The 26,615-nt window shown below is 72.4% G+C and carries 22 protein-coding genes and 1 riboswitch; of the genes, 14 read left to right on the top strand and 8 right to left on the bottom strand.

The genetic code is table 11. From position 1 onward, the window contains the following. Nucleotides 1-131: 131 nt before the first annotated feature. From HOO61_RS06940 to HOO61_RS06970, 7 genes are all read left to right on the top strand, one after another. Nucleotides 132-1,415, top strand: coding sequence for an iron-containing alcohol dehydrogenase (locus HOO61_RS06940; protein WP_172257867.1), 1,284 nt, complete (start codon nucleotides 132-134; stop codon nucleotides 1,413-1,415). Continuing rightward, entirely contained in the window at nucleotides 1,412-2,887 is a 1,476-nt protein-coding gene (locus HOO61_RS06945; RefSeq protein ID WP_172257868.1) for an NAD-dependent succinate-semialdehyde dehydrogenase, read from the top strand. Before HOO61_RS06940 ends, HOO61_RS06945 begins: the two co-directional genes overlap by 4 nt. Before the next feature lie 78 nt (nucleotides 2,888-2,965). Next, a complete protein-coding gene (locus HOO61_RS06950) occupies nucleotides 2,966-4,399 on the top strand; it encodes an extracellular solute-binding protein (RefSeq protein ID WP_172257869.1) in 1,434 nt (477 codons plus the stop codon). Between the two features lie 10 nt (nucleotides 4,400-4,409). Next, nucleotides 4,410-5,351, top strand: a complete 942-nt coding sequence (locus HOO61_RS06955) for a carbohydrate ABC transporter permease (RefSeq protein ID WP_172257870.1) — start codon at nucleotides 4,410-4,412, stop codon at nucleotides 5,349-5,351. After that, nucleotides 5,351-6,259 carry a carbohydrate ABC transporter permease gene (locus tag HOO61_RS06960; protein WP_172257871.1) on the top strand — a complete coding sequence of 303 codons (909 nt, stop codon included), beginning with the start codon at nucleotides 5,351-5,353 and terminating at the stop codon, nucleotides 6,257-6,259. The genes HOO61_RS06955 and HOO61_RS06960 overlap by 1 nt, the downstream gene beginning before the upstream one ends. Then, the gene (locus tag HOO61_RS06965; protein ID WP_172257872.1) at nucleotides 6,259-7,326 is read left to right on the top strand and encodes an ABC transporter ATP-binding protein; all 1,068 of its coding nucleotides are present in this window, start codon (nucleotides 6,259-6,261) and stop codon (nucleotides 7,324-7,326) included. Before HOO61_RS06960 ends, HOO61_RS06965 begins: the two co-directional genes overlap by 1 nt. After that, on the top strand, nucleotides 7,326-8,402 hold the full coding sequence (locus tag HOO61_RS06970) for an ABC transporter ATP-binding protein (protein ID WP_172257873.1): 1,077 nt from the start codon (nucleotides 7,326-7,328) through the stop codon (nucleotides 8,400-8,402). The genes HOO61_RS06965 and HOO61_RS06970 overlap by 1 nt, the downstream gene beginning before the upstream one ends. Nucleotides 8,403-8,411: 9 nt before the next feature. Here HOO61_RS06970 and HOO61_RS06975 read toward each other — a convergent pair whose 3' ends face one another. Next, nucleotides 8,412-8,765 carry a response regulator gene (locus HOO61_RS06975; protein WP_172257874.1) on the bottom strand — a complete coding sequence of 118 codons (354 nt, stop codon included), beginning with the start codon at nucleotides 8,763-8,765 and terminating at the stop codon, nucleotides 8,412-8,414. A 134-nt stretch (nucleotides 8,766-8,899) separates the two neighbouring features. Between HOO61_RS06975 and HOO61_RS06980 the strand changes: the two genes are divergently transcribed. Then, on the top strand, nucleotides 8,900-10,864 hold the full coding sequence (locus tag HOO61_RS06980; protein ID WP_172257875.1) for an ATP-binding protein: 1,965 nt from the start codon (nucleotides 8,900-8,902) through the stop codon (nucleotides 10,862-10,864). Between the two features lie 200 nt (nucleotides 10,865-11,064). Here the strand turns inward: HOO61_RS06980 and icmF are convergent, their stop codons facing one another. From icmF to HOO61_RS06995, 3 genes are read right to left on the bottom strand one after another with little or no spacing between them, the layout of a single operon-like run. Continuing rightward, a complete protein-coding gene (gene icmF, locus HOO61_RS06985; protein WP_172257876.1) occupies nucleotides 11,065-14,289 on the bottom strand; it encodes a fused isobutyryl-CoA mutase/GTPase IcmF in 3,225 nt (1,074 codons plus the stop codon). A gap of 58 nt (nucleotides 14,290-14,347) precedes the next feature. Next, on the bottom strand, nucleotides 14,348-14,836 hold the full coding sequence (locus HOO61_RS06990; protein ID WP_172257877.1) for a MarR family winged helix-turn-helix transcriptional regulator: 489 nt from the start codon (nucleotides 14,834-14,836) through the stop codon (nucleotides 14,348-14,350). An 11-nt stretch (nucleotides 14,837-14,847) separates the two neighbouring features. Continuing rightward, nucleotides 14,848-15,603 (bottom strand): helical backbone metal receptor, encoded by a 756-nt coding sequence (locus HOO61_RS06995; RefSeq protein ID WP_172257878.1) that lies wholly within the window; start codon nucleotides 15,601-15,603, stop codon nucleotides 14,848-14,850. 85 nt (nucleotides 15,604-15,688) lie between these two features. Here HOO61_RS06995 and HOO61_RS07000 point away from each other — a divergent pair, with 85 nt between their 5' ends. Continuing rightward, nucleotides 15,689-16,819, top strand: coding sequence for an aldehyde dehydrogenase family protein (locus tag HOO61_RS07000; protein ID WP_172257879.1), 1,131 nt, complete (start codon nucleotides 15,689-15,691; stop codon nucleotides 16,817-16,819). 24 nt (nucleotides 16,820-16,843) lie between these two features. Here HOO61_RS07000 and HOO61_RS07005 read toward each other — a convergent pair whose 3' ends face one another. Genes HOO61_RS07005 through HOO61_RS07015 form a run of 3 tightly spaced genes read right to left on the bottom strand, consistent with a single transcriptional unit; the run spans nucleotide 16,844 to nucleotide 18,923 of the window. Next, nucleotides 16,844-17,503 (bottom strand): hypothetical protein, encoded by a 660-nt coding sequence (locus tag HOO61_RS07005; RefSeq protein ID WP_172257880.1) that lies wholly within the window; start codon nucleotides 17,501-17,503, stop codon nucleotides 16,844-16,846. Between the two features lie 56 nt (nucleotides 17,504-17,559). After that, nucleotides 17,560-18,015 (bottom strand): GNAT family N-acetyltransferase, encoded by a 456-nt coding sequence (locus HOO61_RS07010; RefSeq protein ID WP_172257881.1) that lies wholly within the window; start codon nucleotides 18,013-18,015, stop codon nucleotides 17,560-17,562. Continuing rightward, on the bottom strand, nucleotides 18,012-18,923 hold the full coding sequence (locus tag HOO61_RS07015) for an alpha/beta hydrolase (protein WP_172257882.1): 912 nt from the start codon (nucleotides 18,921-18,923) through the stop codon (nucleotides 18,012-18,014). Before HOO61_RS07015 ends, HOO61_RS07010 begins: the two co-directional genes overlap by 4 nt. 43 nt (nucleotides 18,924-18,966) lie before the next feature. Beyond that, nucleotides 18,967-19,076, top strand: a riboswitch (TPP riboswitch). Between HOO61_RS07015 and HOO61_RS07020 the strand changes: the two genes are divergently transcribed. The 5 genes from HOO61_RS07020 to HOO61_RS07040 all read left to right on the top strand — a co-directional run bounded on the left by HOO61_RS07020 (nucleotide 19,066) and on the right by HOO61_RS07040 (nucleotide 25,690). Further along, a complete protein-coding gene (locus HOO61_RS07020; RefSeq protein WP_172257883.1) occupies nucleotides 19,066-20,157 on the top strand; it encodes a thiamine ABC transporter substrate binding subunit in 1,092 nt (363 codons plus the stop codon). (Overlaps the previous riboswitch by 11 nt.) Before the next feature lie 30 nt (nucleotides 20,158-20,187). Continuing rightward, on the top strand, nucleotides 20,188-21,846 hold the full coding sequence (locus HOO61_RS07025) for an ABC transporter permease (RefSeq protein ID WP_367650052.1): 1,659 nt from the start codon (nucleotides 20,188-20,190) through the stop codon (nucleotides 21,844-21,846). A gap of 4 nt (nucleotides 21,847-21,850) precedes the next feature. After that, nucleotides 21,851-22,852 carry an ABC transporter ATP-binding protein gene (locus HOO61_RS07030; protein ID WP_172257884.1) on the top strand — a complete coding sequence of 334 codons (1,002 nt, stop codon included), beginning with the start codon at nucleotides 21,851-21,853 and terminating at the stop codon, nucleotides 22,850-22,852. Nucleotides 22,853-22,873: 21 nt separating this feature from the next. After that, on the top strand, nucleotides 22,874-23,920 hold the full coding sequence (locus HOO61_RS07035; protein ID WP_367650053.1) for a phosphatase PAP2 family protein: 1,047 nt from the start codon (nucleotides 22,874-22,876) through the stop codon (nucleotides 23,918-23,920). A gap of 246 nt (nucleotides 23,921-24,166) precedes the next feature. After that, nucleotides 24,167-25,690, top strand: coding sequence for a C40 family peptidase (locus HOO61_RS07040; protein WP_172257885.1), 1,524 nt, complete (start codon nucleotides 24,167-24,169; stop codon nucleotides 25,688-25,690). 4 nt (nucleotides 25,691-25,694) lie between these two features. Here the strand turns inward: HOO61_RS07040 and HOO61_RS07045 are convergent, their stop codons facing one another. Continuing rightward, the gene (locus HOO61_RS07045; protein ID WP_172257886.1) at nucleotides 25,695-26,585 is read right to left on the bottom strand and encodes a sulfotransferase domain-containing protein; all 891 of its coding nucleotides are present in this window, start codon (nucleotides 26,583-26,585) and stop codon (nucleotides 25,695-25,697) included. Nucleotides 26,586-26,615: the final 30 nt, after the last annotated feature.

A 26,615-nucleotide genomic window follows, 5' to 3' on the forward strand; every position in this document is an offset into this window, starting at 1 on the left:
CACCTCTCAACGTGTCGTGGCCGGACCTGTTGACAGGGGCCGGTGTAGTGGCTCATGCTCTCGCACCAATCGGATCGTATATGAAATGGGTCCGACGGCAAGGCTTCATCCCTCCTCACCACGGAGCCCTCATGAGCATGCTCGGCGTCCTGCGCGGTCCGCGCCAGGTCCTGTTCGGAGCCGGGCAGCGCCATGCGCTCGGGACGGTCGTCTCGGCGCTGGGCTCCCGTGCCCTCGTCTGCACCGACGCGCGCTTCGGCGCCACCCCCGAGTTCGACCACCTCGTCCGCCTCCTCGAGGAGTCCGGCGTGCACGTCACGTCCTACGCCGAGGTCGAGCCCGACGTCCCGGTGCACCAGGTGATCCGGTGCGCCGAGCTCGCAGCGACAGCCGGACCCGACGTCGTGGTCGGGATGGGCGGCGGCAGCTGTCTGGACCTGGCCAAGGCGGTCGCGGTGCTGCTGACCCACGGCGGCACGCCCGCCGACTACTACGGCGAGCTCCGGGTGCCCGGGCCCGTCCTCCCGGTGGTCGCGCTGCCCACCACGGCGGGCACGGGGTCCGAGGTGACGCCGGTGGCGGTGCTCACCGACCCGGACCGCGTCAGCAAGGTGGGGATCTCCAGCCCCCACCTCATCCCGCACGCCGCCGTGTGCGACCCCGAGCTCACCGTCAGGTGTCCGCCCCCGCTCACCGCGAGCGCGGGGGCTGACGCGCTGTCGCACGTGGTCGAGGCGTTCACCGCCGTGCGGCGCCCGGTGACCAGCGAGCTGGCGACCGAACGCGTCTTCGTCGGCAAGAACGAGCTGACCGACACCTACGCCCTGCTCGGCGTACGACTGATCTCCGCCAGCCTCCACCGCGCGTGGTCCACGCCCGGCGACGTCGGGGCGCGTGAGGCGATGATGCTCGGCGCGACCGCGGGCGGTTTCGCCCTCGGTACCGCGGGCACGGCGGCGGCCCACGCCATCCAGTACCCGGTCGGCGCCCTCACCCACACGCCCCACGGCGTGGGCGTCGGCGCCCTGCTGCCCTACGTCATGGAGTTCAACCGCCCCGCCCGCGTCCCCGAGCTCGCCGCCGTCGCCGTCGCGATGGGTGCCTCGCCGGAGTGGTCGGCCGAGGACCTCGCGGACGAGGCGATCGACCGCGTCGCGGCCCTGCTGGCCTCGGTGGGGATCCCCACCACACTCGACGAGCTCGGCCTCCCGGCCGACCAGCTGCGCTGGACCGCCGAGCAGGCGTCCGGGGCCGAGCGGCTGGTCGCCAACAACCCGCGGCCGCTCGACGTCGACGCGCTCGAGCACATCGTCCGCGCCGCCCACGCGGGTGACCGCCGGGCGCTGCGCGAGGCGGTGCCACCTCGCGCAGTGCCCGCCCCCGCCGGCCTCGGCGCGACGGGAGGTGCGCGATGACCGTCGTGGACGAGGTGCTGCGCCCGGTCGCCGATGTCATCGACGTCCCGACCGAGCTCTACGTGGGCGGTGCCTGGCGGCCCGCCGCCAGCGGGCGCCGGCTCGACGTGTGCGACCCGGCCACGGGGTCGGTGCTCGCCACCGTGGCCGACGCCGACACCGACGACGCCATCGCGGCGGTCGAGGCGGCGGCCGGCGCCGCGGCCGGCTGGGCCGCGACCTCGCCCCGCCACCGGGCGGACCTCCTGATGCAGGCGTTCCACCTCATGCACGAGCGGGCCGAGGAGATCGCGCTCCTCATCGCCCTCGAGAACGGCAAGTCGCTCGCCGACGCCCGCGGTGAGGTGACCTACGCGGCGGAGTTCTTCCGCTGGTACGCCGAGGAGGGCGTCCGGCTGCGCGGCCAGGTGGGCCACGCCCCCAGCGGTGCCAACCGACTGCTGGTGACCTACCAGCCCGTCGGTGTCAGCGTGCTCGTGACGCCCTGGAACTTCCCGGCCGCGATGGCCACCCGCAAGATCGCGCCGGCGCTCGCCGCAGGCTGCACGGCCGTGCTCAAGCCTGCGGCCGAGACCCCCCTCACCGCGCTCGCCGTCGCCGCGCTCCTCGAGGAGGTCGGGCTGCCGGCCGGCGTGCTCAACGTCGTCACCACCTCCCACCCGGGCCCGGTCGTGGAGGCGATGCTGACGGACCGGCGCACGCGCATGGTGTCGTTCACCGGCTCCACCGAGATCGGCCGGGTGCTGCTGCGCACGGCAGCCGACAACGTGCTCAAGTCAGCGATGGAGCTCGGCGGCAACGCCCCCTTCATCGTCCTGGCGGACGCCGACGTGGACGCCGCGCTGGAGGGCGCGATGGTCGCCAAGATGCGCAACGGCGGCCAGGCCTGCACGGCCGCCAACCGGTTCTACGTGCACGCCTCGGTCCACGACGCGTTCGTCGAGGGCCTCATCTCCCGGATGGGTGACGTGCACGTCGGCCCCGGCACCGACGAGGCGACCCAGTGCGGACCGCTCGTCAACGACCACGCGGTGCGCAAGGTCGACCTGCTGGTCCGCGACGCCGTCCAGCGAGGCGCCCGCGCCATGATCGGCGGTCGGGTGCCCGACGGTCCTGGCTCGTTCTACCCGCCCACCGTGCTCGTCGACGTACCACCCGACGCGCGTGTCCTCCACGAGGAGGTCTTCGGCCCGGTCGCGCCCATCGTGCGCTTCGAGCGTGAGGAGGACCTGCTGCCGGTCGTGAACGACACCGACCTCGGCCTGGTCAGCTACCTCTACACCCGCGATCTCGCCCGCGGCCTCCGTCTCGCGGAGCGCCTCGAGAGCGGGATGGTCGGGCTCAACCGGGGACTCGTGTCCGACCCCGCCGCCCCGTTCGGCGGCACCAAGCAGAGCGGGCTCGGCCGCGAGGGCAGCACCGAGGGGCTCCTCGAGTTCCTGGAGGCCCAGTACGTCGCCACCTCCTGGTAGCACCCACCCGTCTTCTCGGACGTCTCGGACAGCCAGCACCACCCGATCACCCCACCCCGAGCAGGAAGCAGGAAGCAGATGCGGTACCTACAGCGAGCGGGACGCAGGTCCCTTCCCGGCCGGCCGGCACGCCTGGCCACGGCGGCGATCCTGGTGGCCTCGGCCCTGGCGGCCTGCGGCGGCGGTGATGACGACGGTGGCGGGGGCAGCGCGGAGGCGGCGAGCGGACCCAAGGCGCCCGCCACGATCCCCGAGCTGACCGACGACCCCCTGACGCTCAGCTTCATCTGGTTCGAGTGGCCGCCGGCCCAGGCGCTGGAGGACTTCGCCAACGCGGAGTACACCAAGGAGCGGCCCAACGTGACCATCGAGGTCAACACGGTGCCCAACGCCAACTGGCACGACGCGATGTTCACCCAGTTCGCCGCGCGCCAGACCGACTTCGACATCCCGATCCTCGACTCGCAGCACATCGGCGAGGCGGTGACCAACGGCAACATCCTCGACATCACCGACTTCGTCGACGAGAACATCGAGGTCGACGCCTACGACCCCTACCTCCTGGCCGCCTACGGCCAGTACCCGCAGGCCGAGACCGGCCAGCGCGACGAGGACGCGAGCCTCTACGGCCTGCCGCTGCTCGGCGACACGTGGACGATGATCTACCGCAAGGACCTCATCGGCGACGAGCCGCCGGAGACCTGGGACGAGATGATCGACGCCGCCCGGACGTGCCAGGAGCAGAACCCCGGCGTGAGCGGCCTGGCCTTCCACCAGGCCAACGGCTCCGACGCGGCAGCCGTCACGTACAACACGGTCAACGGTGTCTACGGCGGCAACCTCTGGAACGCCGAGGACAAGACGATCGAGGGCGTCATCAACGACGAGGCCGGCCAGAAGGCCATGGACGTCCTGGTCAACGAGATGAAGCCGCTGACCGCCAAGGGCTCGGGCAACTGGTTCATCGACGAGGTCAACGCCGCGGTCGCGCAGGGCAAGGCCTGCATCGCGTTCCAGTGGATCGCCGCCGCCGGAGGCCTGGTGGACCCCGCACAGTCGACACTCGGCGGGACCGAGGACGAGATCCTCGACAAGCTCGGCTTCGCCACCCTGCCCACGCAGGACGCCGACGTCGTGCCGCTCGGCGGGATGGGCATGCACATCTCCGCCTACGCCCCCTCCGAGCGGCAGGCCGAGGCGCTGAACTTCATGACGTGGTTCGAGCAGGAGGACATCCAGAAGAAGTGGGCCGCAGCCGGTGGTGTGCCGGCGCGCACCGACGCGCTCGAGTCCCCGGAGTTCCTCGAGGCCGGGCCGTTCAACCAGGTGTACGCCGACTCGGTGTCCCGGATGCGCGACATGTGGAACGTGCCGGAGTACGCCCAGCTGATCGACATCGAGAACACCAACGTCAACGCTGCTCTCAACGGGGCGAAGGACCCCGAGGAGGCGCTCGACGACATCGCCGAGCAGCAGCAGCAGGTGCTCGACTCCAGCGGCGGCGGGCTGTGAGTCGACGACCATGACCACCACGACCGACCACCCGGTGCAGGAGGCGTCCGCGACCTCGCCGCCTGCACCGGGGCGGTCCCCCCGCCTCACCGACCGCCGGCTCGCCCTGCTGTTCATCTCGCCGGCGATGCTCCTGCTGCTGACGATGTCGGTGTTCCCGCTGCTGTGGGCGCTGTACCTGTCCTTCACCGACTACTCCGCCACGCGCGCCGCGCCGGCCGACTTCGTCGGCTTCGAGAACTACACCACCGTCCTCACGTCCCCGGAGGTCTGGCAACGGGCCCTCACGACGCTGGTCTACGTCACCGGGGCCGTGGTGCTCCAGACCGTGCTGGGATTCGGCATCGCCTACCTCATCTCGCGGCGGACCCGCGGACGCGGCGTGCTGACCACCCTGTTCCTGGTGCCGATGATGCTGTCGCCGGTCGTGGTCGGCCTGTTCTGGAAGTTCATGCTCGACGCCCAGTTCGGGGTCATCAACTCCATGCTCGGCTCGCTCGGCCTCGGGCAGGTGGAGTGGCTCACCCGGCAGCGGACGGCGCTGCTGTCGCTGATCGTGGTGGACACGTGGCAGTGGACGCCGTTCATCATGCTCATCGCGCTCGCCGGCCTCACCGCGGTCCCGAAGTACCTCTACGAGGCCGCGTCCATCGACCGCGCGTCGGAGTGGTTCCGCTTCCGCAACATCACGCTGCCGCTGGTGTGGCCGCTGCTCCTGATCGCCGTCATGTTCCGCGCGATCGAGGCGTTCCGCCTGTTCGACCTCGTCTACATCCTCACCAGCGGAGGCCCCGGGGTCTCGACCGAGACGTTGTCGTTCCACGTCTACAAGGTCGCGTTCCTCGGCTTCAACACCGGCCTCGCGTCGGCGTACGGGATCCTCATGGTCCTCGTCGTCATCGTCCTCGCGCAGTTCTACCTGCGCTACCTCAACAAGCTCAAGGAGGGGTGATGGCCATCTCCATCGACGAGGCCGTGCCCGGTCCCGCCACGGACGACGCGCACCCGCAGCGTCGCCGCGGTGGTCGGGGCCGGATGGTGGTCGAGGTCCTGCTCCTCGCTGCGCTGGCGGTGGCCATGCTCTTCCCGGTGCTGTGGATGCTCGAGACGTCCATCAAGGAGAACCGCGACGTCTACGCCGTTCCCGCGAAGTTCTTCGGCTTCGACGTCACGCTGGACCACTACAAGGACGTGTTCGTCGCACCGGGCGGTGGCCGGTCGGACCTGTCCGGGTCGCTCCTGAACTCGGTGATCGTCGCGGGCGCCTCCACCGTGCTCGCCACGGTCCTGGGCGTCCCGGCGGCGTGGGCCTACTCGCGCTTCACGCTCAAGGCGAAGAAGGACCAGCTGTTCTTCATCCTCTCGACGCGCTTCATGCCGCCGGTCGTCGTGGTGATCCCGATCTTCCTCATGTACCGCACGCTCGGGCTGATCGACACCAAGCTCGGCCTGGTCCTCATCTACGCCGCGTTCAACGTGCCGTTCACCATCTGGATGATGAAGGGCTTCGTGGACGAGGTGCCGGCGGAGTACGAGGACGCCGCGATGATCGACGGCTACACCCGTCTCCAGGCGTTCTGGCGCGTCACGCTGCCCCTGCTCGTGCCGGGCATCGCCGCGACGGCGGTCTTCGCCCTGATCTTCTCGTGGAACGAGTTCGTCTTCGCCATCTTCCTGACGTCCAGCCAGGAGGTCCGGACGGCCCCGCCCGCCATCGCCGGGCTCATCGGCGGCACCACCGTCGACTGGGGCCTGGTCGCGGCGTCCGCGGTGGTGTTCGCGCTGCCGGTGCTGGTGTTCGCCTACCTGGTGCGCAAGCACCTCGTGGCCGGCGTGACCCTCGGGGCGGTGCGTCGCTGATGGCCGGGATCGAGGTGACCTCGCTGCACAAGCGCTACCCCGACGGCACCGTCGCGGTCGAGCACGTGGACCTGTCGATCGGTGACGGTGAGCTGTTCGTGATGCTCGGTCCGTCGGGCTGCGGCAAGACGACCACGCTGCGGGCGATGGCCGGGCTGGAGCGGCAGACCTCCGGCGACATCCGCATCGGCCGGACGCTCGTCAACGACCTGCCGCCGGCGGAGCGCGACATCGCCATGGTCTTCCAGTTCTACGCGCTCTACCCGCACCTCAGGACCCGCGACAACCTCGCCTTCCCCCTCCGAGCCGAGGGCAAGCCCGAGAAGGAGGTCAGGGAGCGGGTCGCCGAGGTCGCGCGCATGATGCAGCTCGAGCGCCTGCTGGACCGCAAGCCGCAGCGTCTCTCGGGAGGCGAGCAGCAGCGCGTGGCACTGGCCCGCGCCCTCGTCCGCCGGCCGCGGGCCTTCCTGATGGACGAGCCGCTGACCAACCTCGACGCTGAGCTGCGCGCGGACGTGCGCACCGAGATCAAGCACCTGCAGGCGGAGCTCGGGACCACGATGGTCTACGTCACCCACGACCAGGTCGAGGCCATGTCGCTCGGGCACCGGATCGCCATCCTCAACAAGGGGCGCGTGGAGCAGGTCGGCACCCCGCTGGAGGTCTACGACCGGCCGGCGACCCTCTTCTGTGCCGCCTTCATCGGCTCACCGCCGATGAACCTCATCCAGGTGCAGGTGGCCGAGGGCACCCTGCGTGGTCCCGGTGGGCTCGTCCTGACACCGCCGGACGGGCTGCCGCGCGACCGTGCCCTCGTCGCCGGCGTACGGCCGGAAGCGCTGGAGGTCACCGCGCCCGGTGCCGAGCGAACCGTTCCGGCGCGGGTCGTCTCGGCCGAGGCCCTGGGCGACGAGATCATCTACGTGGTCGACCACGGGGGCGCGAACGACGTACGGGTCCGGATGCCACCGACCATCCAGTTCGCCGCCGACGAGCAGGTCGGGCTGCGCCATGCCGGCGGCACCCCGCCGGTCTACGACACGAGCACGGAAGAGCTGGTGGCCTGATGGGAACCGTGGCAGCGCACGGGATGCGCAAGTCGTTCGGCGACGTGCAGGCCCTCGACGGGGTCACCCTCGACGTGCCCGACGGCTCGTTCTTCGTGGTGCTCGGTCCGTCCGGTGCCGGCAAGACCACGACCCTTCGGGCGATCGCCGGCCTGGAGAAGCTCGACGACGGGACGGTGCACCTCGACGGGAGGGACGCCACGGCCGACACCCCAGCGGCGCGCGACCTCGCGATGGTGTTCCAGAGCTACGCCCTCTACCCGCGGCTCACGGCGTACGACAACATCGCCTCGCCGCTGCGGGCCCGCAAGGCCTCCTCGAGCGACATCGCCGCGGCTGTCGAGCAGGTCGCGGAGCTGCTCCACATCGAGCGGCTGCTGGAGCGTCGTCCCGCGCAGATGTCGGGTGGCGAGATGCAACGTGTCGCCCTGGCCCGGGCCCTCGTCCGTCGCCCGCGCGCCTTCCTCATGGACGAGCCGCTGACCAACCTCGACCTCAAGCTGCGCGTGGAGATGCGCACCGAGCTCACCCGCATCCACGGCACGCTCGGTGGCACCTTCGTCTACGTCACCAACGACCAGGTGGAGGCGCTGTCCATGGCCGACCGGATCGCGGTGCTGAGGGAGGGGCGGGTCCAGCAGGTCGGCACCCCGACCGAGGTCTACGAGCGGCCCGCCAACCAGTGGGTCGCCGGCTTCGTCGGCAGCCCCCGCATCAGCCTGCTCGCGTGCCGCGCCGAGGGCGACCGGCTCGTCGGGGAGCAGGGCTGGTCCCTTCCGCGACCGCGCTGGACCACCGCCGAGGACGGGCGCCCCCTGCTCCTCGGCCTGCGGGCCGAGGACGTGTCGGTCGAGGAGCGCGGTGACGCCGCCCTGCCCGGCGAGCTCTACGGGCTGGAGCCGCTCGGCGACCGCACCGTCGTCGACGTCAAGGTGGGCGCGGAGATGGTGAAGGTGAAGGCGCGGCCCACTGTCACGGGCACGCCCGGGCAGCGGGTCTCGGTCGCGGTCGACCTCGACCGCGCCCACCTCTTCGACGCGGACACCGGGCTCGCCCTGTCCGCCTCGGGTCGTTAGGCGCGCCGCTCACCCGCCGCCGGGGAGGGCGAGGAGGGTGTCGACGGCTGCGAGGAACTCGCGCCGGTTGAACGGCTTGGGCAGGAAGTGCCGGTGCTCGTCGCCCACGTCGAGGTCCCCCGACATGATCAGGACCTTGGTCGACGGGCTGGAGCGGCGCAGCTCCTCGGCGACCGCGAGGCCCGTCAGCCGTGGCATGTGGTGGTCGACCACCACGAGGTCGAAGCTCTCCGCCGACGTGTGCTCGAGGACCTCGGCGCCGTCCCCGGCGAGGGTGACGACGTGGCCGGCGCGCTCGAGCACGTGCCCGATGAAGTCGCGGATGTCGGGCTCGTCGTCGGCGACGAGGCTGCGCAGGGACATGCGCCCGAGTCTGGACCCCTGCCCGCGCTACTGTCGCGCCGTGCCGCGGTTTCTGCGGCAGATGTGAGCAGATCGTGAGGTCTGCGCTCCGCGAACCCCCTCGGGACGCCCGTACCCGGTCGTAGTCTTTGCGCATGACGAGGGCCCTGTCGCCGGCACGGGCGACCGCCTTCGCCGCGGCGTACGTCGTGCTCACCCTCGTCGGACGAGCGACCGCGATCGAGGGCCAGGTCGTCAGCCTCGTCTGGCCCGGCTCGGGTGTCGCGTTCCTGTGGCTGCTCGCCGAGTCGCCCCGTCACGTGCTGCGCGTGCTCGCGCCGCTGCTGGTCCTCCACTTCGGTGTCGTCGTCGCGACCGGCGTCTCGCCGCTGCTGGGCCTCTTCGGCGCGGTGTCGGTGACGCTGCAGACCGCCGTCGCCGGCCTCCTGCTGCGCCGGTGGTGCCCGACGATGCTGGGCGCCGGGGGCACCCACAGCATCCGGTCACCCCGCAACCTCGCCGCAACCGCCGGGGCGGCGGCCATCGGCTGCGCCCTCGGCGCCGTAGTGGGGACGCTCGGCCTCTGGCTCGACGGGGTCCCGGTGGAGGCGCTGACCCCCGTGGCGTGGTTCGCACGCCACTTCGTCGGTGTCGTGACGGTGGGTGCGGTCGGCCACCTCGCGTGGGAGTGGCGCACGCAGACGATCCCGGCGCGCACCCGGGGTGGATCGGACACCGAGCTGGCCCTGTTGTGGGTGGTGTCGGTCGCCGCGACCGTGGTGCTCTTCGTCCAGCCCTACCCCGTCACCTACCTCGTCATCGCCTTCGCCGTGTGGTCGGCCGCCCGCTTCCGCACGTTCCCCGCAGCCCTCCACTGCCTGGTCCTGGGCGGCATCGCGCTGGTGCTCAGCCTCACCGACCACGGCCCGTTCGCCGCCATCGACGACCCGGTGGTCCAGGTGCTGGTCTCGCAGCTCTTCATGGTCGCCGTGCTGCTCACCGGGCTGGCGGTGGGAGCGCTCGGTGACCGGGTCGACGAGTCGTACGCCGCCGAGACCGCGGCCCGCGCCGACGCCGCCGAGCAGGCCGAGCTGCTCGCGGAGATGACCGAGAGCATGGACGAGGGGCTGGTGGTGCTCGACCCCGACGGGCGCGTCGAGCGCAGCAACGGCGCCAGCCGCCGGCTGGCCCACCGGGTCAGTCTCGCGACCACCGACGACGAGGCGCTGGCCGAGCTCGTCGCGCTGCTGCGCGACCCCGAGCGGTCCCACACCGATGCCGTACGTGCCGAGCTGGGCGTCGGCGACGTCGTCATCCCGCTCCCCAACAGCGAGGAGGTCGTGCTGGCCGTGTCGCGCGCCACGTTGTCCCGCACGAGCGGGAACCCCGGTGTGCTGCTCGTGCTGCGGGAGGTGACCGAGCACCGCTCCGGGCTGCGGCCGCTCGCCGGCTTCGCGTCGACCGCCGCCCACGACCTGCGCGGGCCGCTCTCGGCCATCCGGTCCTGGCTCTCGCTGGCCGTCGACGACCTGGAACCCGGGTCCGAGGCCGTCGAGCCGCTGCGCCGTGCCGAGCGGGCCTCCGAGCAGATGGGGGAGCTCATCGGCGACCTGCTCGAGCACGCCCTGGCCGAGGCGGGTGAGATCGCCGCGCGCGAGGTGCCCATCGTCGGCCCCGGTGGCGTCCTGGGCCAGGTGTCCGGGCTGCTCGGGCCCGACGACGTCCTCGAGGCGGCACCCGACCTGCCGTCCGTGCGTGCCGACCCGGTCGCGGTGCGGCAGCTCTTCGGCAACCTCATCGGCAACGCGGTCAAGTACGCCAAGCCCGGCGAGCCCGCGATGATCACCGTGCGCGCCAGGCGCCAGGGATCGCGCGTCGTCGTCGAGATCGAGGACCAGGGGGTCGGCGTCGAGGACTCCGAGCGGGCGCTGATCTTCCAGCGCTTCCACCGCAGCGGGGCCGTCCGCGCCCACTTCCGGGGTACCGGGATGGGTCTGTCGATCTGCAAGACCATCGTGCAGCGCCACGGGGGCACCATCGAGTGCCTCACGACCCCGCCCGGCACCGGGACGGTCTTCCGGTTCGACCTGCCAGCCGCCGACCCAGGGCCTGATATCTGAGGACGTCCTGGTCGTGAGCTCCGGCCCGATCCGTCCACGACGTCCTCAGATATCGGGTGCTGTTCGGCGGACGTGCGTCTGGGGAACGGTCGGGTCGCCAGACGCAGGCGGACGCAGCCCGACGGTTCCGCACCGCGCCCCCCGCTGCGGGGCTTCCTCAACCTCTTCGCGTCGCGTCCTCGCTGCGCTCGTGCGCGAGCTCAGACGTTCCTGCGGTACTGCCCGCCGACCTCGAAGAACGCCTCGGTGACCTGCTGGAGCGAGCACACGCGGGCGGCGTCCATCAGCACGGCGAAGACGTTGTCGCCGGAGATCGCGGCGTCCTTGAGCCGGGCCAGCGCCTCCTGCGCCTCGGCACCGTGCGCGGCCTGGAAGGCACGCACCCGGGAGAGCTGCGACTCCTTCTCGTACTCGGTCGCCCGCGCGAGCTCGACCTCCTTCGGCTGCGCGTCGGCCGCCGACTCCTTGACGAAGGTGTTGACGCCGATGATCGGCAGCGAGCCGTCGTGCTTGCGGTGCTCGTAGAGCATGGACTCGTCCTGGATGCGGCCGCGCTGGTAGCCGGTCTCCATCGCGCCGAGCACGCCGCCGCGCTCGTTGATCCGGTCGAACTCGGCGAGGACCGCCGCCTCGACGAGGTCGGTGAGGTCGTCGATGACGAAGGAGCCCTGGAGCGGGTTCTCGTTCATCGCCAGCCCCCACTCGCGGTTGATGATCAGCTGGATCGCCAGCGCGCGGCGCACGGAGTCCTCGGTCGGGGTCGTCACCGCCTCGTCGTACGCGTTGGTGTGGAGGCTGTTGGCGTTGTCGTAGATCGCGATGAGGGCCTGAAGCGTGGTGCGGATGTCGTTGAAGTCCATCTCCTGCGCGTGCAGCGACCGGCCGCTCGTCTGGACGTGGTACTTCAGCTTCTGCGAGCGCTCCGAGGCGCCGTACTTCTCCTTCATCGTCACCGCCCAGATGCGGCGGGCGACGCGACCGAGCACGGAGTACTCGGGGTCCATGCCGTTGGAGAAGAAGAACGACAGGTTGGGCGCGAAGTCGTCGATGTCCATGCCGCGCGCGAGGTAGGCCTCGACGTAGGTGAAGCCGTTGGCGAGGGTGAAGGCGAGCTGGCTGATGGGGTTCGCCCCGGCCTCGGCGATGTGGTAGCCGGAGATCGACACCGAGTAGAAGTTGCGCACCTCGTGCTCGATGAACCACTCCTGGATGTCGGCCATCATCCGCAGGCTGAACTCGGTGGAGAACAGGCAGGTGTTCTGACCCTGGTCCTCCTTGAGGATGTCGGCCTGCACGGTGCCGCGCACGTTGGCGAGGGCGTACGCCGCCAGCTGCTCGCGCTCCTCCTCGGACGGCTCGCGCCCCTCCCGCTCGCGGAACGCGTCGACCTGCTGGTCGATGGCGGTGTTGAGGAAGAACGCCAGGACCGTCGGGGCCGGTCCGTTGATCGTCATGCTGACGCTCGTCGTCGGCGCGACGAGGTCGAAGCCGTCGTACAGCGCCTTCATGTCGTCCAGCGTCGCGACCGAGACGCCGGACGTGCCGACCTTGCCGTAGACGTCGGGGCGCGGGTCGGGGTCGCGTCCGTAGAGCGTGACCGAGTCGAAGGCGGTCGAGAGGCGGGTCGCGTCGTTGCCGTGGGAGAGGATCTTGAAGCGGCGGTTGGTGCGCGCCGGGTCGCCCTCGCCGGCGAACATGCGGGCGGGGTCCTCGTTGTCGCGCTTGAACGGGAAGACGCCGGCGGTGAAGGGAAAGTAGCCGGGGAGGTTCTCGTTGCGCCAGAAGCGCACCAGCTCGCCGTGGTCGGTGAAGCGGGGGAGCGAGACGCGCGGGATCTTGTTGCCGCTGAGCGACTCGCGGGTCAGGCGGGTGGTGATCTCCCGGTCGCGAACCTTCACCACCTGCTCGTCGCCGGAGTAGGACTCCACGATGGCCGGCCAGCGCTCGACCTGCTCGGTCACCTCGTGCGGGACCGCCTTGCGCGCGGACTCCAGCAGCTCGGCGACCCGGCCCAGGTCGCCGTCGGCCAGCTGGTCGGCGACGTGCTGCACGCGCTGCAGGTGGCGGGCTGCCGCGGCCAGCTCGGATGTGCGGGCGTGGTAGCCGCGGACCGTCTCGGTGATCTCCGAGAGGTAGCGGACGCGGTCTGCGGGCACGACCTGCCGGATGCCGGAGGAGTGGCGTACGTCGACGTGCGGCAGCGTGCCCTCGCTGACCTCGAGGCCGGCGCCGGCGAGCTCGGCGCGCAGGTGCTGGTAGAGCGCGGTGACGCCGTCGTCGTTGAAGGTCGCGGCACTGGTGCCGAAGACCGGCATGTCGTGGGGCTGCTTGCCGAACGCCTCGCGGTTGCGCACCAGCTGGCGGCCGACGTCGCGCAGCGCGTCCTTGGCGCCACGGCGCTCGAACTTGTTGATCGCGACGCTGTCGGCGAAGTCGAGCATGTCGATCTTCTCCAGCTGCGAGGCGGCGCCGAACTCCGGCGTCATGACGTAGAGGGAGTGGTCGACCAGCGGCACGATGCCGGCGTCGCCCTGGCCGATGCCGGGCGTCTCGACGATCACCAGGTCGTGGCCGGCGGCCTTCATCACGTCGATCACGTCGGCGAGGTGCTCGGGCACCTCGTGGGCGCCGCGGGTGGCCAGCGAGCGGAAGAACACGCGGTCGCCGTCGAGGGAGTTGGCCCGGATGCGGTCGCCGAGCAGCGCACCCCCGCCCTTGCGACGGGTCGGGTCGACCGCGATGACCGCGATCCGGAGCTTGTCCTGCTGGTCGGTGCGGAAGCGGCGGACGATCTCGTCGGTGAGGCTCGACTTGCCCGAGCCGCCGGTGCCGGTGATGCCGAGGACGGGCACGACGCGGCGCGCAGCGGCCCGGTGTACCTCCTCCATCAGCGTCTCGTCGAGGCGGCCACCCTCGGCGCCGGTGATCGCGCGGGCCACGGCGAACCGGTCGCCCGAGAGCACCTGCTCGGCCGTGACCTGCTGGTCGGCCCACAGGTCGACGTCGCAGTCGGCGACGACGGAGTTGATCATCCCGACGAGGCCCATCTTCTGGCCGTCCTCGGGGGAGAAGATGGTGACGCCGGACTCGCGAAGCCGTTGGATCTCCTTCGGGACGATGACGCCGCCACCGCCGCCGACCACGCGCACGTGGCCCGCTCCCGCGGCGCGCAGCGAGTCGACGAGGTACTCGAAGTACTCCACGTGGCCGCCCTGGTAGGACGACACCGCAACCCCCTGGACGTCCTCCTCCAGCGCCGCGTCGACGACCTCCTGCACCGAGCGGTTGTGCCCGAGGTGGATGACCTCGCAGCCTTGGCTCATGAAGATCCGCCGCATGATGTTGATCGACGCGTCGTGCCCGTCGAACAGCGCGGACGCGGTGACGAGGCGGATCGGGTGCTGAGGGGTGTGCAGGTCGGCCATGAGTAGATAGTAGGACTTCCAAGTATTACTCGCGAGTCACCTCGGGGGGCGCTCCCGGTCAGCCGTCGCCGAGGCTCGTCCGGAGCGTCGTCAGCCGGTCGGTCAGCTCCCGCACCTCGCTGCCGGGGAGGCCGGGTGCCTCGAACACCTCGCCGTTGAGGGCGTCGGTCGCCTCCTCGACGGCCTCGCGCCCGGCGTCGGTCAGCACTGCACGTACGACGCGCTTGTCCTCGTCGCTGCGCACGCGCTCCACGTAGCCCTGCGCCACGAGCCGGTCGACCGCGCTGGTGACGCTCGTCGGGTGCACCTGCAGCAGCGACCCCAGCCGCGACATCGGCATCGCGGCACCGCGGCTGAACGACAGCAGCCGGAGCACCTCGTAGCGGGCGAACGTCAGCCCGCGCGGGCGGAGCACGGCGTCGATCCGCTCCATCAACAGCTGCTGTGCGCGCACCACGGAGGTCACCATCGCCATCCCGTCGGCGGCGTCACCCCACCCGTGGGCCACCCACTGCCGGTGGGCCTCGCTGATCGGGTCGCGGGTCATGGGAGGGGAGGCTACTCAGGCAGGGCGGTGAGGACGGCGTGCGCCTCGACCATCGCGGGTCCGTACCAGGTCAGCAGCCGGCCCGACACCAGCCGCGTCGGTGTGCGCAGCGCCTCCGGGCCGTCGTCGGCGGTGAAGACATAGGGCTCGTCCGGGAGGAGTACGACGTCCGCGCCGGCGCCGTCGATGTCGTCCGGGGTCACCGTCGGGTAGCGGCCGTCGTGCGCTGCCGGCCCGTGGGCCAGCACGTTGGCCAGGCCGGCGCGGGCGAGGAGGTCGTCGGTGTAGGTCGGCGACCCGACGACCATCCACGGGTCGCGCCAGATCGGCACGGCGACCGCGAGCCGCCGTGGCGCCGGGAGCGACCACAGGGAGCGCGCCTCGACCAGCCAGTCGGGCTCGTCGAACCCCAGGGCCTCGTCGAGGAGTCGCGTCATCGACTCCAGCGCCTCCTCGACCGTCTCGATCCGCGTCACCCAGACGGCGACCCCGGCGTGGCGCAGGCGTCGTACGTCGAGCTCGCGGTTCTCCTCCTGGTTGGCCACGACGAGGTCGGGGGACAGGGCGCGGATCGCGGCGAGGTCGGGGTTCTTGGTGCCGCGCACGCGCGCGACGTCGAGGTCGGCGGGGTGGGTGCACCAGTCGGTCGCCCCGACCAGCCGGTCGGGCGCGGTGGCCGCGACGGCCTCGGTGAGCGACGGCACGAGCGAGACGACCCGCGTTGCCGGGGACTGCAGGGGGACGTCGGCCCCGAGGTCGTCGCGCATGGTCCCGAGGCTAGCCACATCGGGCCGGGGGATGCCGCCCGACCGGGTGGTGGGGCCGACGGGGCGCTCGTGATGGAGTTGCCCCGTGAGCAAGCACGCCCGCCCTCGGGGGCTGCCGGTCGACGGCGTGGAGCGGCCCACTGCCGACGGCTGGACCTTCCCGGCCCGCAACCCGGCCACGGCGGAGCCGCTGTGGGACGTCCCGGACGCCGGGGTCACCGACGCCCGCGACGCGGTCACCGCCGCCCGCCGTGCCTTCGACGCGACGCAGTGGAGCACCGACGCCGACCTGCGCGCCGACGCCGTACGACGCCTCGCCGCCGCCGTCGCCGACCACGCCGACGAGCTCGTGGCCCTGATGGCGGCGGAGACCGGGCTCCCGGTCGCCCTGCGCGCCGACCACCTCGACGACGCGCTGGCTGCGATGTCGACGGCGACCGCGGGTCCGCAGCGCGAGCCGGCGGGCGTGACCGCCGTCGTCACCCCCGCCACCTCGCCCCTGGCCGTGGCGCTCGCGGAGGTCGGCCGCGTGCTCGGCGCCGGCGGGACGGTCGTGCTCAAGCCAGCCCCCGAGGCCGCGACCGCCGCGATCGAGCTCGGCCGGATCGCCCTCGACGTGCTGCCTCGCGGGGTGCTCAACGTCGTGACCACCCGCGACGTCGACGTCGCCATCGCCCTCACCCTCGACGAGCGCGTCGACGAGGTCTCCCTCACCGGGTCGTCCGTCGTGGCCGAGCGGGTGCAGGTCGCGGGGGAGCGCGCCGGCAAGCGCGTCCGCCTCGACGTCGGTGGTCCGCGCACGGTCCGCCCGGCCGACGACGCCGACCTCGAGGCGGTCGTCGCGGCGGCCGCGCGTGCGGTCGTCGCCAACGCAGGCCAGGGTTGCCGCCTGCCCACGAGCGTCGTCGTACCCGTGCACCGGCACGCCGAGGCGTTGCACGCCGCGGTGGCCGCGGCCCAGGACGTCGTCGTCGGCGACCCGGCCGACCCCGCCAGCACCTGCGGGCCGCTGCGCTCGATGGTCGCGCGCGAGCGGGTGCGCCGCTACGTCGACCTCGGCCGGTCCGAGGGCGGTGACGTCGCCCTCGGCGGTCAGCCGTTCGACCGCCCCGGCTGGTGGTTCGCGCCCACCGTGATCGGCGGCGTCGACCCATCGTCGCGGCTGGTCCGCGAGGAGGTGCTGGGCCCGGTCGTCATGGTCGCGGTCGACGGCTGATCCCCGGACCGCTCGGTGGCGCTGTCACTCCTCCTCGTCGTCGAGGTGGGGGTCCGCCAGCAGGTACTGGGTGAGCCTGCCCTGGTGGGTGCGGTCGTGGTGGCGCACGGGCTCGGGGACCATGCGGCCCTCCGCGGCGTCCCAGAACCGGTCGACCCGTCGGGCCACGGCGCGGGCGAGGTGGCCGGCCACTCCCTGGTGCGGGATCCACGGGTGCGGACGGGTGGGCGAGACGAGCTCGGCGTGGTGGAGGCGGGTGCCGAGGTCCTCGGTGCCGTCGTCCTCGTCGAGCAGCGCCTCGGCGAGCCGGCGCTCGAGGGCGCACACCGCGTCGAGCTCGCGGTGCACCTCGGCCCAGATGTCGGGCCACGGCCGGGCCACGGCGTAGGTGGAGCCGTAGAGCCGGGCCTTAACCTGGGCGAGGGCCTCCTCGTAGCTGCGGCTGGTGGCGAGGTAGTCGTGGGCGAGGTCGTGGCCGCCGGGGAGGTCGCGAACGAGCGGGGCGATGGCGTCGACCATCGCCGCGTTGTGGCGGCTGGCCACGGCGAGGAAGGTGTCGATCGCGGCGTAGTGGTCGCGGGGGTGGCGCAGGTCCGGTCGCGCGCTGCTGGCCAGGGCGAGCCGGTGCTGGAGGTCGTGGTGGGTCGTGTCGAGGTCGTGGGCGAGCGTGATCACGGCGATCATCTCCTTGGGCGAGCCGTGTCCTTCCAGTCTCGCTCGCCCGGCAGCGGGCGCAAGGCCTACCGGCGGGTCCGCTCGGGTCGGGCCATCGGCACGTGCATGATCCCGTCCTCGTCGAACGCCGGGCCTGTGACCACGAAGCCGTAGCCCTCGTAGAACGACGTGAGCCCGGTCTGGGCGTCGAGCCGCACCTCGCGGTCGCCGCACAGCGCCATGGCCTCGTCCATCATCACGGCCGCCAGGCCGCGCCCGCGCGCGGTCGGCGCGACCACGACCCGGCCGATGCGCGCCCACCCGCCGTCGTCCAGGACGCGCAGGGTGCCGAGGACGGCCGCGCCGTCGCCCTCGTCGTCGTCGACCAGCACCACGTGGCGCGTCGTCTCCTCGAGGTCGCGGCCGTCGAGATCGGGATAGGGACAGTCCTGCTCCACGACGAACACCTGCTGGCGCAGCCGCCACACGTCGTACGCCGTCCGCACCGCGAGGTCGTCGACGCCCGCCACCAGCACCCTCACCGGACGAACGCCCTCACCTGGCGGAAGGCACGGGCCGCCTCGGGGACGACGGGGAGCAGGCCGTAGACGTGGATCAGGTCCGGCTCCTCGATCGCGGTCAGGTCCCAGCCCGCCTCCGCGGCCCGTCGGGCCAGCAGCCGGCAGCCGGGGGCGAGCAGGTCGCGGGTGCCGTAGAGCATGAGTGCGCGCGGCAGCCCGGTCAGGTCGCCGAGCGCGGGGGACACCTCCGGGCGGCCGAGGTCGTCGGCCGACCCCGCCCACCACGCGGCGTACGCCTCGACCTTGCCGATGAACAGCCACGGGTCGACCGCGTCGGCGGCGAACGTCTCGGGCGTGGAGGTGGTGAGGTCCACCCAGGGCGCGTGCACCACCAGCGACGACGCCTGCGGCAGCCCGCGGTCCCGCATCGAGAGGGCCATGGCGAGCGCGAGCCCGCCGCCGGCGGAGTCGCCGGCGAGGACGATGCCGCCGTCGGAGCCCGCCCAGCGCGCGGCGTCGTCGACCAGCGCGTCGTGGGAGTCCTTCCACGTGTGCTCGGGGGCGAGCGGGTAGTCGGGCATCACGACCCGCGCGCCGATCGCGTCGGCCAGGCGGGTGGCGTAGCGGACGTGGAAGGGGTCGATCGGTGCCATGAAGCCGCCGCCGTGGACGTAGTAGAGCGTCCGGGTCGCCGGGCGACCGCGCGGCGTCAGGACGTGGCAGGGGAAGCCGATGTCGGTGACCGTGGCCTCCCAGCGCCTCGCGAAGCGCGGCACCAGACGGGTCGGCAGCGCCCGCTCGAGCCCCTGGTCGAGGGTGGTGTGCCAGGCCTCCACGCGCGCCCGCTCGGTCGGCTCGTCGTCGAGCTCGCGCGAGCGGCGTACGACGGGCACGAGGCGGGCGAGGAGGTCGTGGCGACGGCTCGGCATGGGAGGCAGCGTAGGGGCCGCTGGGGTCGGCGCTAGGGTGGGACCACGAAGACAGGGGAGCACGTGCAGGCGTGCTGAGAGTGCGGACCAGCCGCAGACCCTCCGAACCTGATCCGGTTAGCACCGGCGCAAGGGAGTCCAGATGAAGCACGTACGCGTCCGCGCTGCCCGCACGGCATCGATCCCGGCCATCCTCTCCGCCCTGCTGCTGAGCAGCTGCAGCCTCGTGGGGAGCGGCGAGGAGCCGCGCGCCACGGAGTCGCCCTCCTCCGACGGGGCCGAGCAGGCCGGGGGCACCGTCGTCCTCGCCACGCACGAGTCGTTCCACCTGCCGAAGAAGCTGGTGCGGGCGTTCGAGGCGGAGACCGGCTACGACCTCGAGGTCCGCGCCGCGGGCGACGCCGGCACCCTGGCCACCAAGCTCAGCCTCACCGCCGACAACCCGATCGCCGACGCCGCCTTCGGCATCGACAACACCTTCGCGTCCCGCCCGCTCGGCGAGGACGCCTTCGCCGAGGTGACCACGACGGCCACGCCGCCCGCGGAGTACGTCCTGCCCGAGGGCGGCGACCGGCTCGTGCCGATCGACTCGGCCAACGTGTGCGTCAACGTCGACACCGCGTGGTTCGAGCAGGAGGGCCTCGAGCCGCCGCGCACCCTCGAGGACCTCGCCGACGAGCAGTACCGCGACCTCTTCGTCACCCCGGGCGCCTCGACGAGCAGCCCCGGGATGGCGTTCTTCCTCGCCACCGTCGCGGCCTTCGGCGACGACTGGTCCGACTACTGGACCGACCTGCTCGACAACGGCGCCAAGGTCGTCGACGGGTGGGAGGACGCCTACTACGGCGACTTCACCGCCGGGTCGGACAACGGCACCCGGCCGATCGTCGTGTCCTACGACTCCTCGCCTGCCTTCACCGTGAGCGGCGGGAAGACCTCGACGGCGGCCCTGCTCGACACCTGCTTCCGGCAGGTGGAGTACGCCGGCGTGCTGGCGGGCGCCGACAACCCCGCGGGCGCCGAGGCGCTCGTCGACTGGATGCTGGGCGACGAGGTGCAGAGCGCCCTGCCGGAGTCGATGTACGTCTTCCCGGTGATGCCGGGCGCGACGGTCCCCGAGGACTGGGCCGCGTTCGCCCCGCAGCCCAGCGACCCCTACGAGGTCGACCCCGCCGACATCGACGCCAACCGCGAGCAGTGGCTGACCGAGTGGACCGACGTCATCTCGCGATGACGACCGCTGGTTGAGCAGCGAGGGACGAGCGTGTCGAGACCACGGTCCGCCGGAGCAAGGCGCGTTGCGGCCCTCCTGCTCCTGGCGGCGGGGCCCGTCCTGGTGCTCGGCGTGCTCTTCCTGCTGCCGGTGGCCGGCATGCTCGCAGAGGGCTTCGTGGTCGACGGGACCTTCGCGCCGGGGGCGGTCCTCGACGTCCTCGCGCGTCCCCGCGTGCGAAGGGTCGCCTGGTTCACCGTGTGGACCTCGGGCCTCGCGACGGTGCTGGCGGTCGTCCTCGGCCTCCCGGCGGCGTACGCCCTGCACCGGCTCGCACTGCCCGGCCGCGCCGCGGTGCGGGCCGCGCTGCTGGTGCCGTTCGTGCTCCCGACGGTGGTCGTCGGGGTGGCGTTCCGGCAGCTGCTGGGGGAGGGCGGCCCCCTGGGCTTCCTCGGCCTGGACGGCACGCCGATCGCCATCGTGTGCGGCCTGGTCTTCTTCAACGTCGCCGTGGTGGTGCGCACCGTCGGCGTCGCCTGGGAGTCGCTCGACCCGCGCCCGGGGCAGGCCGCGGCCGCGCTGGGCGCCACGCCGTGGCAGGTGCTGCGCACGGTCACCCTGCCGGCGCTGCGGCCCGCGATCGTCGGCGCCGCCAGCATCGTCTTCCTGTTCTGCGCGACCGCCTTCGGCATCGTGCTCACCCTCGGCGGGGTCCGGCACGCGACGATCGAGACCGAGATCTACCTGCTCACCACGACGGTCTTCGACCTGCAGGCAGCGGCCGCGCTGTCGGTGCTGCAGATCGTGGCCGTCCTCTGCCTGCTCGCCCTCGCCGCGCGGCTGCGCGCGACCCCCGACCCGACCACCCAGCGGGCCGTGACGCCCGTGCGCGCCGTACGCCGCTCGGACGCGCCCGTCGTCGTCGCGACGCTGCTGGTGCTGGTCGCGATGCTGCTGCCCATCCTCACGCTGGTCCTCGGCTCGCTGAGCGTCGGCGACGGGTGGGGCCTCGACAACTACCGCGCGCTCTCCACGACCGGCGACGACCAGGCGCTGCTCGTGCCGGTCACCACCGCGCTCGCCACCAGCCTGCGCACGGCCGTCGACGCGACGTGGATGGCGCTGCTCGTGGGCGGAGCGGTGTCGCTGATCGTGACGCGGCGCTCGCACTTCGTCGCCGAGCGCCGGCTGCGCTCGACCCTGGACGGGTTCTTCATGCTGCCCCTGGGCGTGAGTGCCGTGACCCTCGGCTTCGGCTTCCTCATCACCCTCGCCGAGCCGCCGCTGGACCTGCGCGACTCCCCGCTGCTCGTGCCGATGGCACAGGCGCTCGTGGCACTGCCGCTGGTCGTGCGCACGCTGACCCCCGTGCTGGGCGGCATCGACGACCAGCAGCGCCAGGCCGCCGCCTCCCTGGGCGCCTCGCCGTGGCGCACGCTCCTCACCGTCGACCTGCCGGTGGCGTGGAAGCCGATGCTCGCCGCCAGCGGGTTCGCGTTCGCCGCGTCGCTCGGGGAGTTCGGGGCCACGTCCTTCCTGGCCCGCGACACCGACCCGACCCTCCCGGTCGTCATCTTCCGGCTGATCGGGCACCCGGGCGAGATGAACTACGGCATGGCGCTCGCCGCCTCGGTCGTCCTCGCCGTCGCCACCGCCGCCGTCATGCTGGCCGTCGAGCGGCTGCGGGTGCCGGGTGTGGGAGCGTTCTAGGACCATGCTTGAGCTCACCGACGTCACCGTGCGCTACGGCGCCACCGCGGCCGTCGACCACGTGTCCCTCGACCTCGAGCCGGGGCAGGTGCTCGCCGTGCTCGGCCCGTCGGGCTGCGGCAAGTCCACGCTGCTGCGCGCCGTCGCCGGCCTCGAGCCGCTCGACGCCGGCTCGATCTCCTGGGACGGCGCCGACCTGGCCGGCGTACCGACCCACAAGCGCGGCTTCGCGCTGATGTTCCAGGACGGCCAGCTCTTCGCCCACCTCACCGTCGCCCGCAACGTCGCCTACGCCCTGCGCCTGCGTCGTACGCCGTCGGCCCGCGTCGCCGAGCGGGTGCGCGAGCTGCTCGACCTCGTCGGGCTCGCCGGCTACGACGACCGGCTGCCCGGCACGCTGTCCGGGGGCGAGCGGCAGCGGGTCGCCCTCGCCCGGGCCCTGGCCGTCGAGCCGCGGCTGATCCTGCTCGACGAGCCGCTGTCGGCGCTCGACGCGTCGCTGCGCGAGCGGCTGGCCGGCGACCTGCGGGCGATCCTGCACGCCGCCGGCACGACGGCGCTGCTGGTCACGCACGACCACGAGGAGGCCTTCGCGCTCGCCGACCGGCTCGCGGTGATGCGCGCGGGCCGCGTCGTGCAGCAGGGCGCGATCGACGAGGTGTGGCGCGAGCCGGTCGACGAGGAGACCGCCCTCTTCCTCGGCTACGCCCGTGTGCTGCGCGAGCCGGGCGCGCGGCGGGTGCTGGACGCCGCGGGGCTGCCACCGGCGTACGCCGTAGCGCTGCGCCGTTCGGCCCTCGTCGTCGACGACGACGGCCCCTTGCGCGCCGTCGTCGAGTCCGCCCGCGTGACGCCCGAGCTGGTGCGGCTCGTCGTCGACGTCGAGGGCGTCGGTGCCGTGGACGCGGTCGCCCCGCTCGGTGGCCGGATCGCCCCCGGTGACGAGGTGTCGCTGCGCGTCGACGTGACCCGTCTCGCCGTGCCGCCGATCACGGCCCGGGCTTGACCCCTCCCTAGACTGACGTCCGTGTACCGACCGGCCTATGCCCTGCTCGTGGGAGTCGCCGCCACCATGGGCGTGCTGGCTGTCACGGCTGCGCTCGTGCTCGACCGGAGGCTGGTGGACCCCGAGGGCTTCCTCGGCCCGGCGTGGCTGCGCCTGCCCCTGCTGATCCTCGGGGCGTTCCTGCTCGACCTGCTGCCGCGAGCGGTCTGGTACTCCAAGATGAAGCCGGCGCTCATGCCCGACATCGTCCGCGAGCGCATCCGCACCCACTGGGACCGCGAGCGGATCACCCTCGTGGTGCTGGGCCTGGTGTCCTTCTACATCACCTACGTCTGCTACCGGAACCTCAAGTCGTTCCTCCCCTTCCTCATGGGCGAGGACAAGTACGACCGCGAGCTGCACCTGATCGACCGGGCGCTGATGTTCGGCCACGAGCCCGCGACGATCCTGCACACGATCTTCGGCACCGGCTTCTCCGCGCACATCCTGTCGACGATCTACCTGTGGTTCCTGCCGCTGGTGCCCCTCGCGCTCGCCGCCTGGCTGGTGTGGTCGCGCAACATCACCTTCGGCTACTGGTTCGCCACCTCGCAGTGCCTGGCCTGGTCGCTCGGCACCGCGTCCTACTACGCGCTGCCCACCCTCGGCCCCGGGTTCCAGTACAGCTACCTCTACGCCGACCTCCCCGAGACCGGGTCGAGCGCGTTGATGGAGTCGCTGTTCTACGGACGCAAGGGCGTCATCCGCGACGGCGCCGAGGGAGCCGTGCAGTCCGTCGCGGGCTTTGCCTCGCTCCACGTCGCGATCACCCTGCTCGTCGCGCTGATGGTCCAGTACACGCTGCGCAACAAGGTGCTCCACATCGTCTTCTGGGCCAACTTCGCCATCACCGTCGTCGCGACCCTCTACTTCGGCTGGCACTACATCGCCGACGACCTCGCCGGCGTCGTCATCGCCCTCTTCGCCTTCTGGCTCGGCGGGCTGGCCAGCGGGCAGAAGTTCGATCGCAAGGGGTTGTCGAGCCACCCCACCTCCACGACCAGCCAGGTGCCCGTCGACGCCGACTGACCGGCGTACGCCCTGCTCCTCCTCGGCCTCCGGCCGCTGCGTCATACGAACCGGCAGCCATGGGTGCGGGTTCGGATGACGTCGCGCTCGTGAGAACTACAGCGATGTAGTTCGCAAGCCGACACGCCGGTGGCGGGTGAAAAAGTTGAGGAAACTGTTCCCCGTGTGACGAAAGTTCACTAACGTGCCTCGAGTTGCCCGTGCGAAGGGGAAGTCGCGCGGGCCCGAGACCACCAGGGGAGCCCCGTGCCCGTCACAGCGCCGCAGGACCACGAGCCGCAGCGTCGTACGACGTCGCGCTGGGCCAGCGCGGTCGTGCTCGTCGCCGGGCTGGCGGTGGGCGGCGGGCACGCGGCGTACGCCGACGGGGACCCGGTCCCGAGCACGGCGGACGTCGCTGCCGCCGAGGAGCGCGCCGACGCGAAGGGCCGCGATGTCGCGGCCGTGCAGGCCGACCTCATCCGCGCCGATCTCGCCCTCGAGTCCGCCGGCGACCGCGCCGCCCAGGCCGCCGAGGCGTGGAACGGTGCCCGCTGGCGGGCTGAGCAGGCCCGCGCCGACGCCGTGGAGGCGGAGGAGGCCGCGGAGGCTGCTCGCGACGACGTGGCGGCACAACGAGCGCTCTACGCCGCCACGGTCGTGCAGTCCTACGAGGACGGCACCCAGGTGCAGGGACTCTCGGCCGTCGTCGAGGCCGACGGCATCGAGTCGCTCATCGACCGCACCGTGACGATGGGCAACACCTCGGCTGCCCTCGACCAGCAGTACGACGCCTTCCTCGCCTCGTCGGCCGTCGCTGACGTCACCGCGTCGACGGCCACCCAGGCCTCCGAGCGGGCCACGGCCGCCGAGGCCGAGGCCGAGGAGGCCCGCGATGCCGCGGCGGCTGCCGAGGCAGCCGCCGGCGCCGAGGCCCAGTCGGTCTCCGCCACCAAGGCCGACCTCGTCGCCGAGCTCGCCGAGCTCGAGGGGATCAGCGTGCGGCTGGCGGAGAAGCGCCAGTCCGCGCTCGAGCGGGCCGCCGCCGAGGCAGCCGCAGCCGCCGCCCAGGCGGAGGCGGAGGCTGCGGCCCAGGCTGCGGCCCAGGCTGCGGCGGACGCGCAGGCTGAGGCGGAAGCCCAGGACCAGGCCGAGCAGGAACAGGCCGAGCAGCCGACCCCGACGTCGAGCGCTACCCCCACGCCGACGGAGACCCCGTCCGCAGCTCCGACGCCGACGGCCACGGTGACTCCGACGCCGACCGAGACGCCGACCGAGACGCCGACCGAGACGCCGACCGAGACGCCGACGGAAACCCCGACGCCGACGCCGACCGAAACCGAGACGCCGACCGAAACCCCGACGCCGACCCCCGCACCGACGGAGACCCCGACCCCGACGCCGACCCCGCCCCCGCCACCGGCGGCGTCGGGCGCGTCTGCTGCGATCGCGTTCGCCACGTCCCAGCTCGGCGACCCCTACAAGTGGGGTGCCGCTGGCCCGGACGCGTGGGACTGCTCGGGCCTCACGTCGGGCGCCTGGGCCGCGGGCGGGAAGACGTTGCCCCACTACTCGGTCGCGCAGTACACCCAGTCCACGAAGATCAGCGCCGCCCAGCTGGCGCCCGGCGACCTCGTCTTCTGGGGGTCCTCGAGCAGCCCGAGCTCGATCTACCACGTGGCGATCTACATCGGCGACGGCCAGATCATCCATGCGCCGCGCACGGGCCGACCGGTCAGCCAGGAGTCGATGTACTACTGGCGCGCGCCGAACTTCTTCGCCCGCCCCTGAACCCTCAGCGCACCTTCCGCGCGAAGCGGGCCGCCAGCTCGCCGGGGTCGAGCCGCCCGTCGAGGATGAGGCGGGTCGGCCAGGCCGAGGTGTCGATGCCCGAGAGCTCCTCGAAGAGCGCGAGGTCCTTGGCGTAGACCTCGGCGACACGGGCGAGGTCGCCGGCGGTGGGGGCGGTGCCCGGCACCTGCTCGGCCCCGGCGTGCCAGTTCTGCAGCGGCGGCACGTGCTCGAAGCGCGGCAGGTCGAGGAAGTCGGTGGTGCGGTCGACGGTCGAGGGGAAGTCCGCCAGCATCGTGCGCAGCTCGAGCAGGAGCCATTGGGGCCGGTCGAAGAGCTCGAAGCCGCGCTGCAGCTGCTCGCCGTAGAACCCACGCGCCAAGCCGGTCATGTGCCGCCACCGCATCGTGCGTACCTCAGCGGGGTCGGGCACCTCGTCGGGCAGCGACGTGTGCGGCCACTCGGTGAGGAAGTCCGGCCAGTCGGGCCAGGCGAGGTTGCGTGAGCGCAGCATGACCCAGTGGGAGAACAGCCGCTCCAGCGGGTCGCGGAACACCGCGACGAGCGGCATGTCGGGCTTGTAGGCGCGCATCCGCTCCAACGCGTGCGGCCAGTAGAGGTAGGTCGGGGAGGCGTCGCCGAGCAGCCGGTGCACGCGGGCGCGGCGCGGTGCGGTGTAGTCGCGCTCGTGGTCGGGGGCAGACCAGTTCACCGTCTCGTCGTCGAAGTAGTGCCGCTCCTTGTCGGGCGCCTGGCACACGAGCCGGTGCTGGTTGAGCGTCACCGCCAGCGTCGACGTACCGCCCTTCTGCACGCCCACGACGGCGAAGTTGTAGGCCATGGTCCCCAGCGGCGCGCCCGGGGAGCCCGGAGGGGTGGCATCCGACACGTTCATCGCGGTGAACCTACCCGCCCGGCTACCTTG

Origin of the sequence: Nocardioides sp. zg-1230, assembly GCF_013155335.1 — a bacterium.
Lineage (GTDB): Bacteria > Actinomycetota > Actinomycetes > Propionibacteriales > Nocardioidaceae > Nocardioides.

Coding starts and splice junctions, on each gene's coding strand:
- HOO61_RS06940 (WP_172257867.1), top strand. CDS start 132: ATGAGCATGCTCGGCGTCCTGCGCGGTCCGCGCCAGGTCCTGTTCGGA.
- HOO61_RS06945 (WP_172257868.1), top strand. CDS start 1,412: ATGACCGTCGTGGACGAGGTGCTGCGCCCGGTCGCCGATGTCATCGAC.
- HOO61_RS06950 (WP_172257869.1), top strand. CDS start 2,966: ATGCGGTACCTACAGCGAGCGGGACGCAGGTCCCTTCCCGGCCGGCCG.
- HOO61_RS06955 (WP_172257870.1), top strand. CDS start 4,410: ATGACCACCACGACCGACCACCCGGTGCAGGAGGCGTCCGCGACCTCG.
- HOO61_RS06960 (WP_172257871.1), top strand. CDS start 5,351: ATGGCCATCTCCATCGACGAGGCCGTGCCCGGTCCCGCCACGGACGAC.
- HOO61_RS06965 (WP_172257872.1), top strand. CDS start 6,259: ATGGCCGGGATCGAGGTGACCTCGCTGCACAAGCGCTACCCCGACGGC.
- HOO61_RS06970 (WP_172257873.1), top strand. CDS start 7,326: ATGGGAACCGTGGCAGCGCACGGGATGCGCAAGTCGTTCGGCGACGTG.
- HOO61_RS06975 (WP_172257874.1), bottom strand. CDS start 8,765: ATGTCCCTGCGCAGCCTCGTCGCCGACGACGAGCCCGACATCCGCGAC.
- HOO61_RS06980 (WP_172257875.1), top strand. CDS start 8,900: ATGACGAGGGCCCTGTCGCCGGCACGGGCGACCGCCTTCGCCGCGGCG.
- icmF (WP_172257876.1), bottom strand. CDS start 14,289: ATGGCCGACCTGCACACCCCTCAGCACCCGATCCGCCTCGTCACCGCG.
- HOO61_RS06990 (WP_172257877.1), bottom strand. CDS start 14,836: ATGACCCGCGACCCGATCAGCGAGGCCCACCGGCAGTGGGTGGCCCAC.
- HOO61_RS06995 (WP_172257878.1), bottom strand. CDS start 15,603: ATGCGCGACGACCTCGGGGCCGACGTCCCCCTGCAGTCCCCGGCAACG.
- HOO61_RS07005 (WP_172257880.1), bottom strand. CDS start 17,503: ATGATCGCCGTGATCACGCTCGCCCACGACCTCGACACGACCCACCAC.
- HOO61_RS07015 (WP_172257882.1), bottom strand. CDS start 18,923: ATGCCGAGCCGTCGCCACGACCTCCTCGCCCGCCTCGTGCCCGTCGTA.
- HOO61_RS07020 (WP_172257883.1), top strand. CDS start 19,066: ATGAAGCACGTACGCGTCCGCGCTGCCCGCACGGCATCGATCCCGGCC.
- HOO61_RS07030 (WP_172257884.1), top strand. CDS start 21,851: ATGCTTGAGCTCACCGACGTCACCGTGCGCTACGGCGCCACCGCGGCC.
- HOO61_RS07045 (WP_172257886.1), bottom strand. CDS start 26,585: ATGAACGTGTCGGATGCCACCCCTCCGGGCTCCCCGGGCGCGCCGCTG.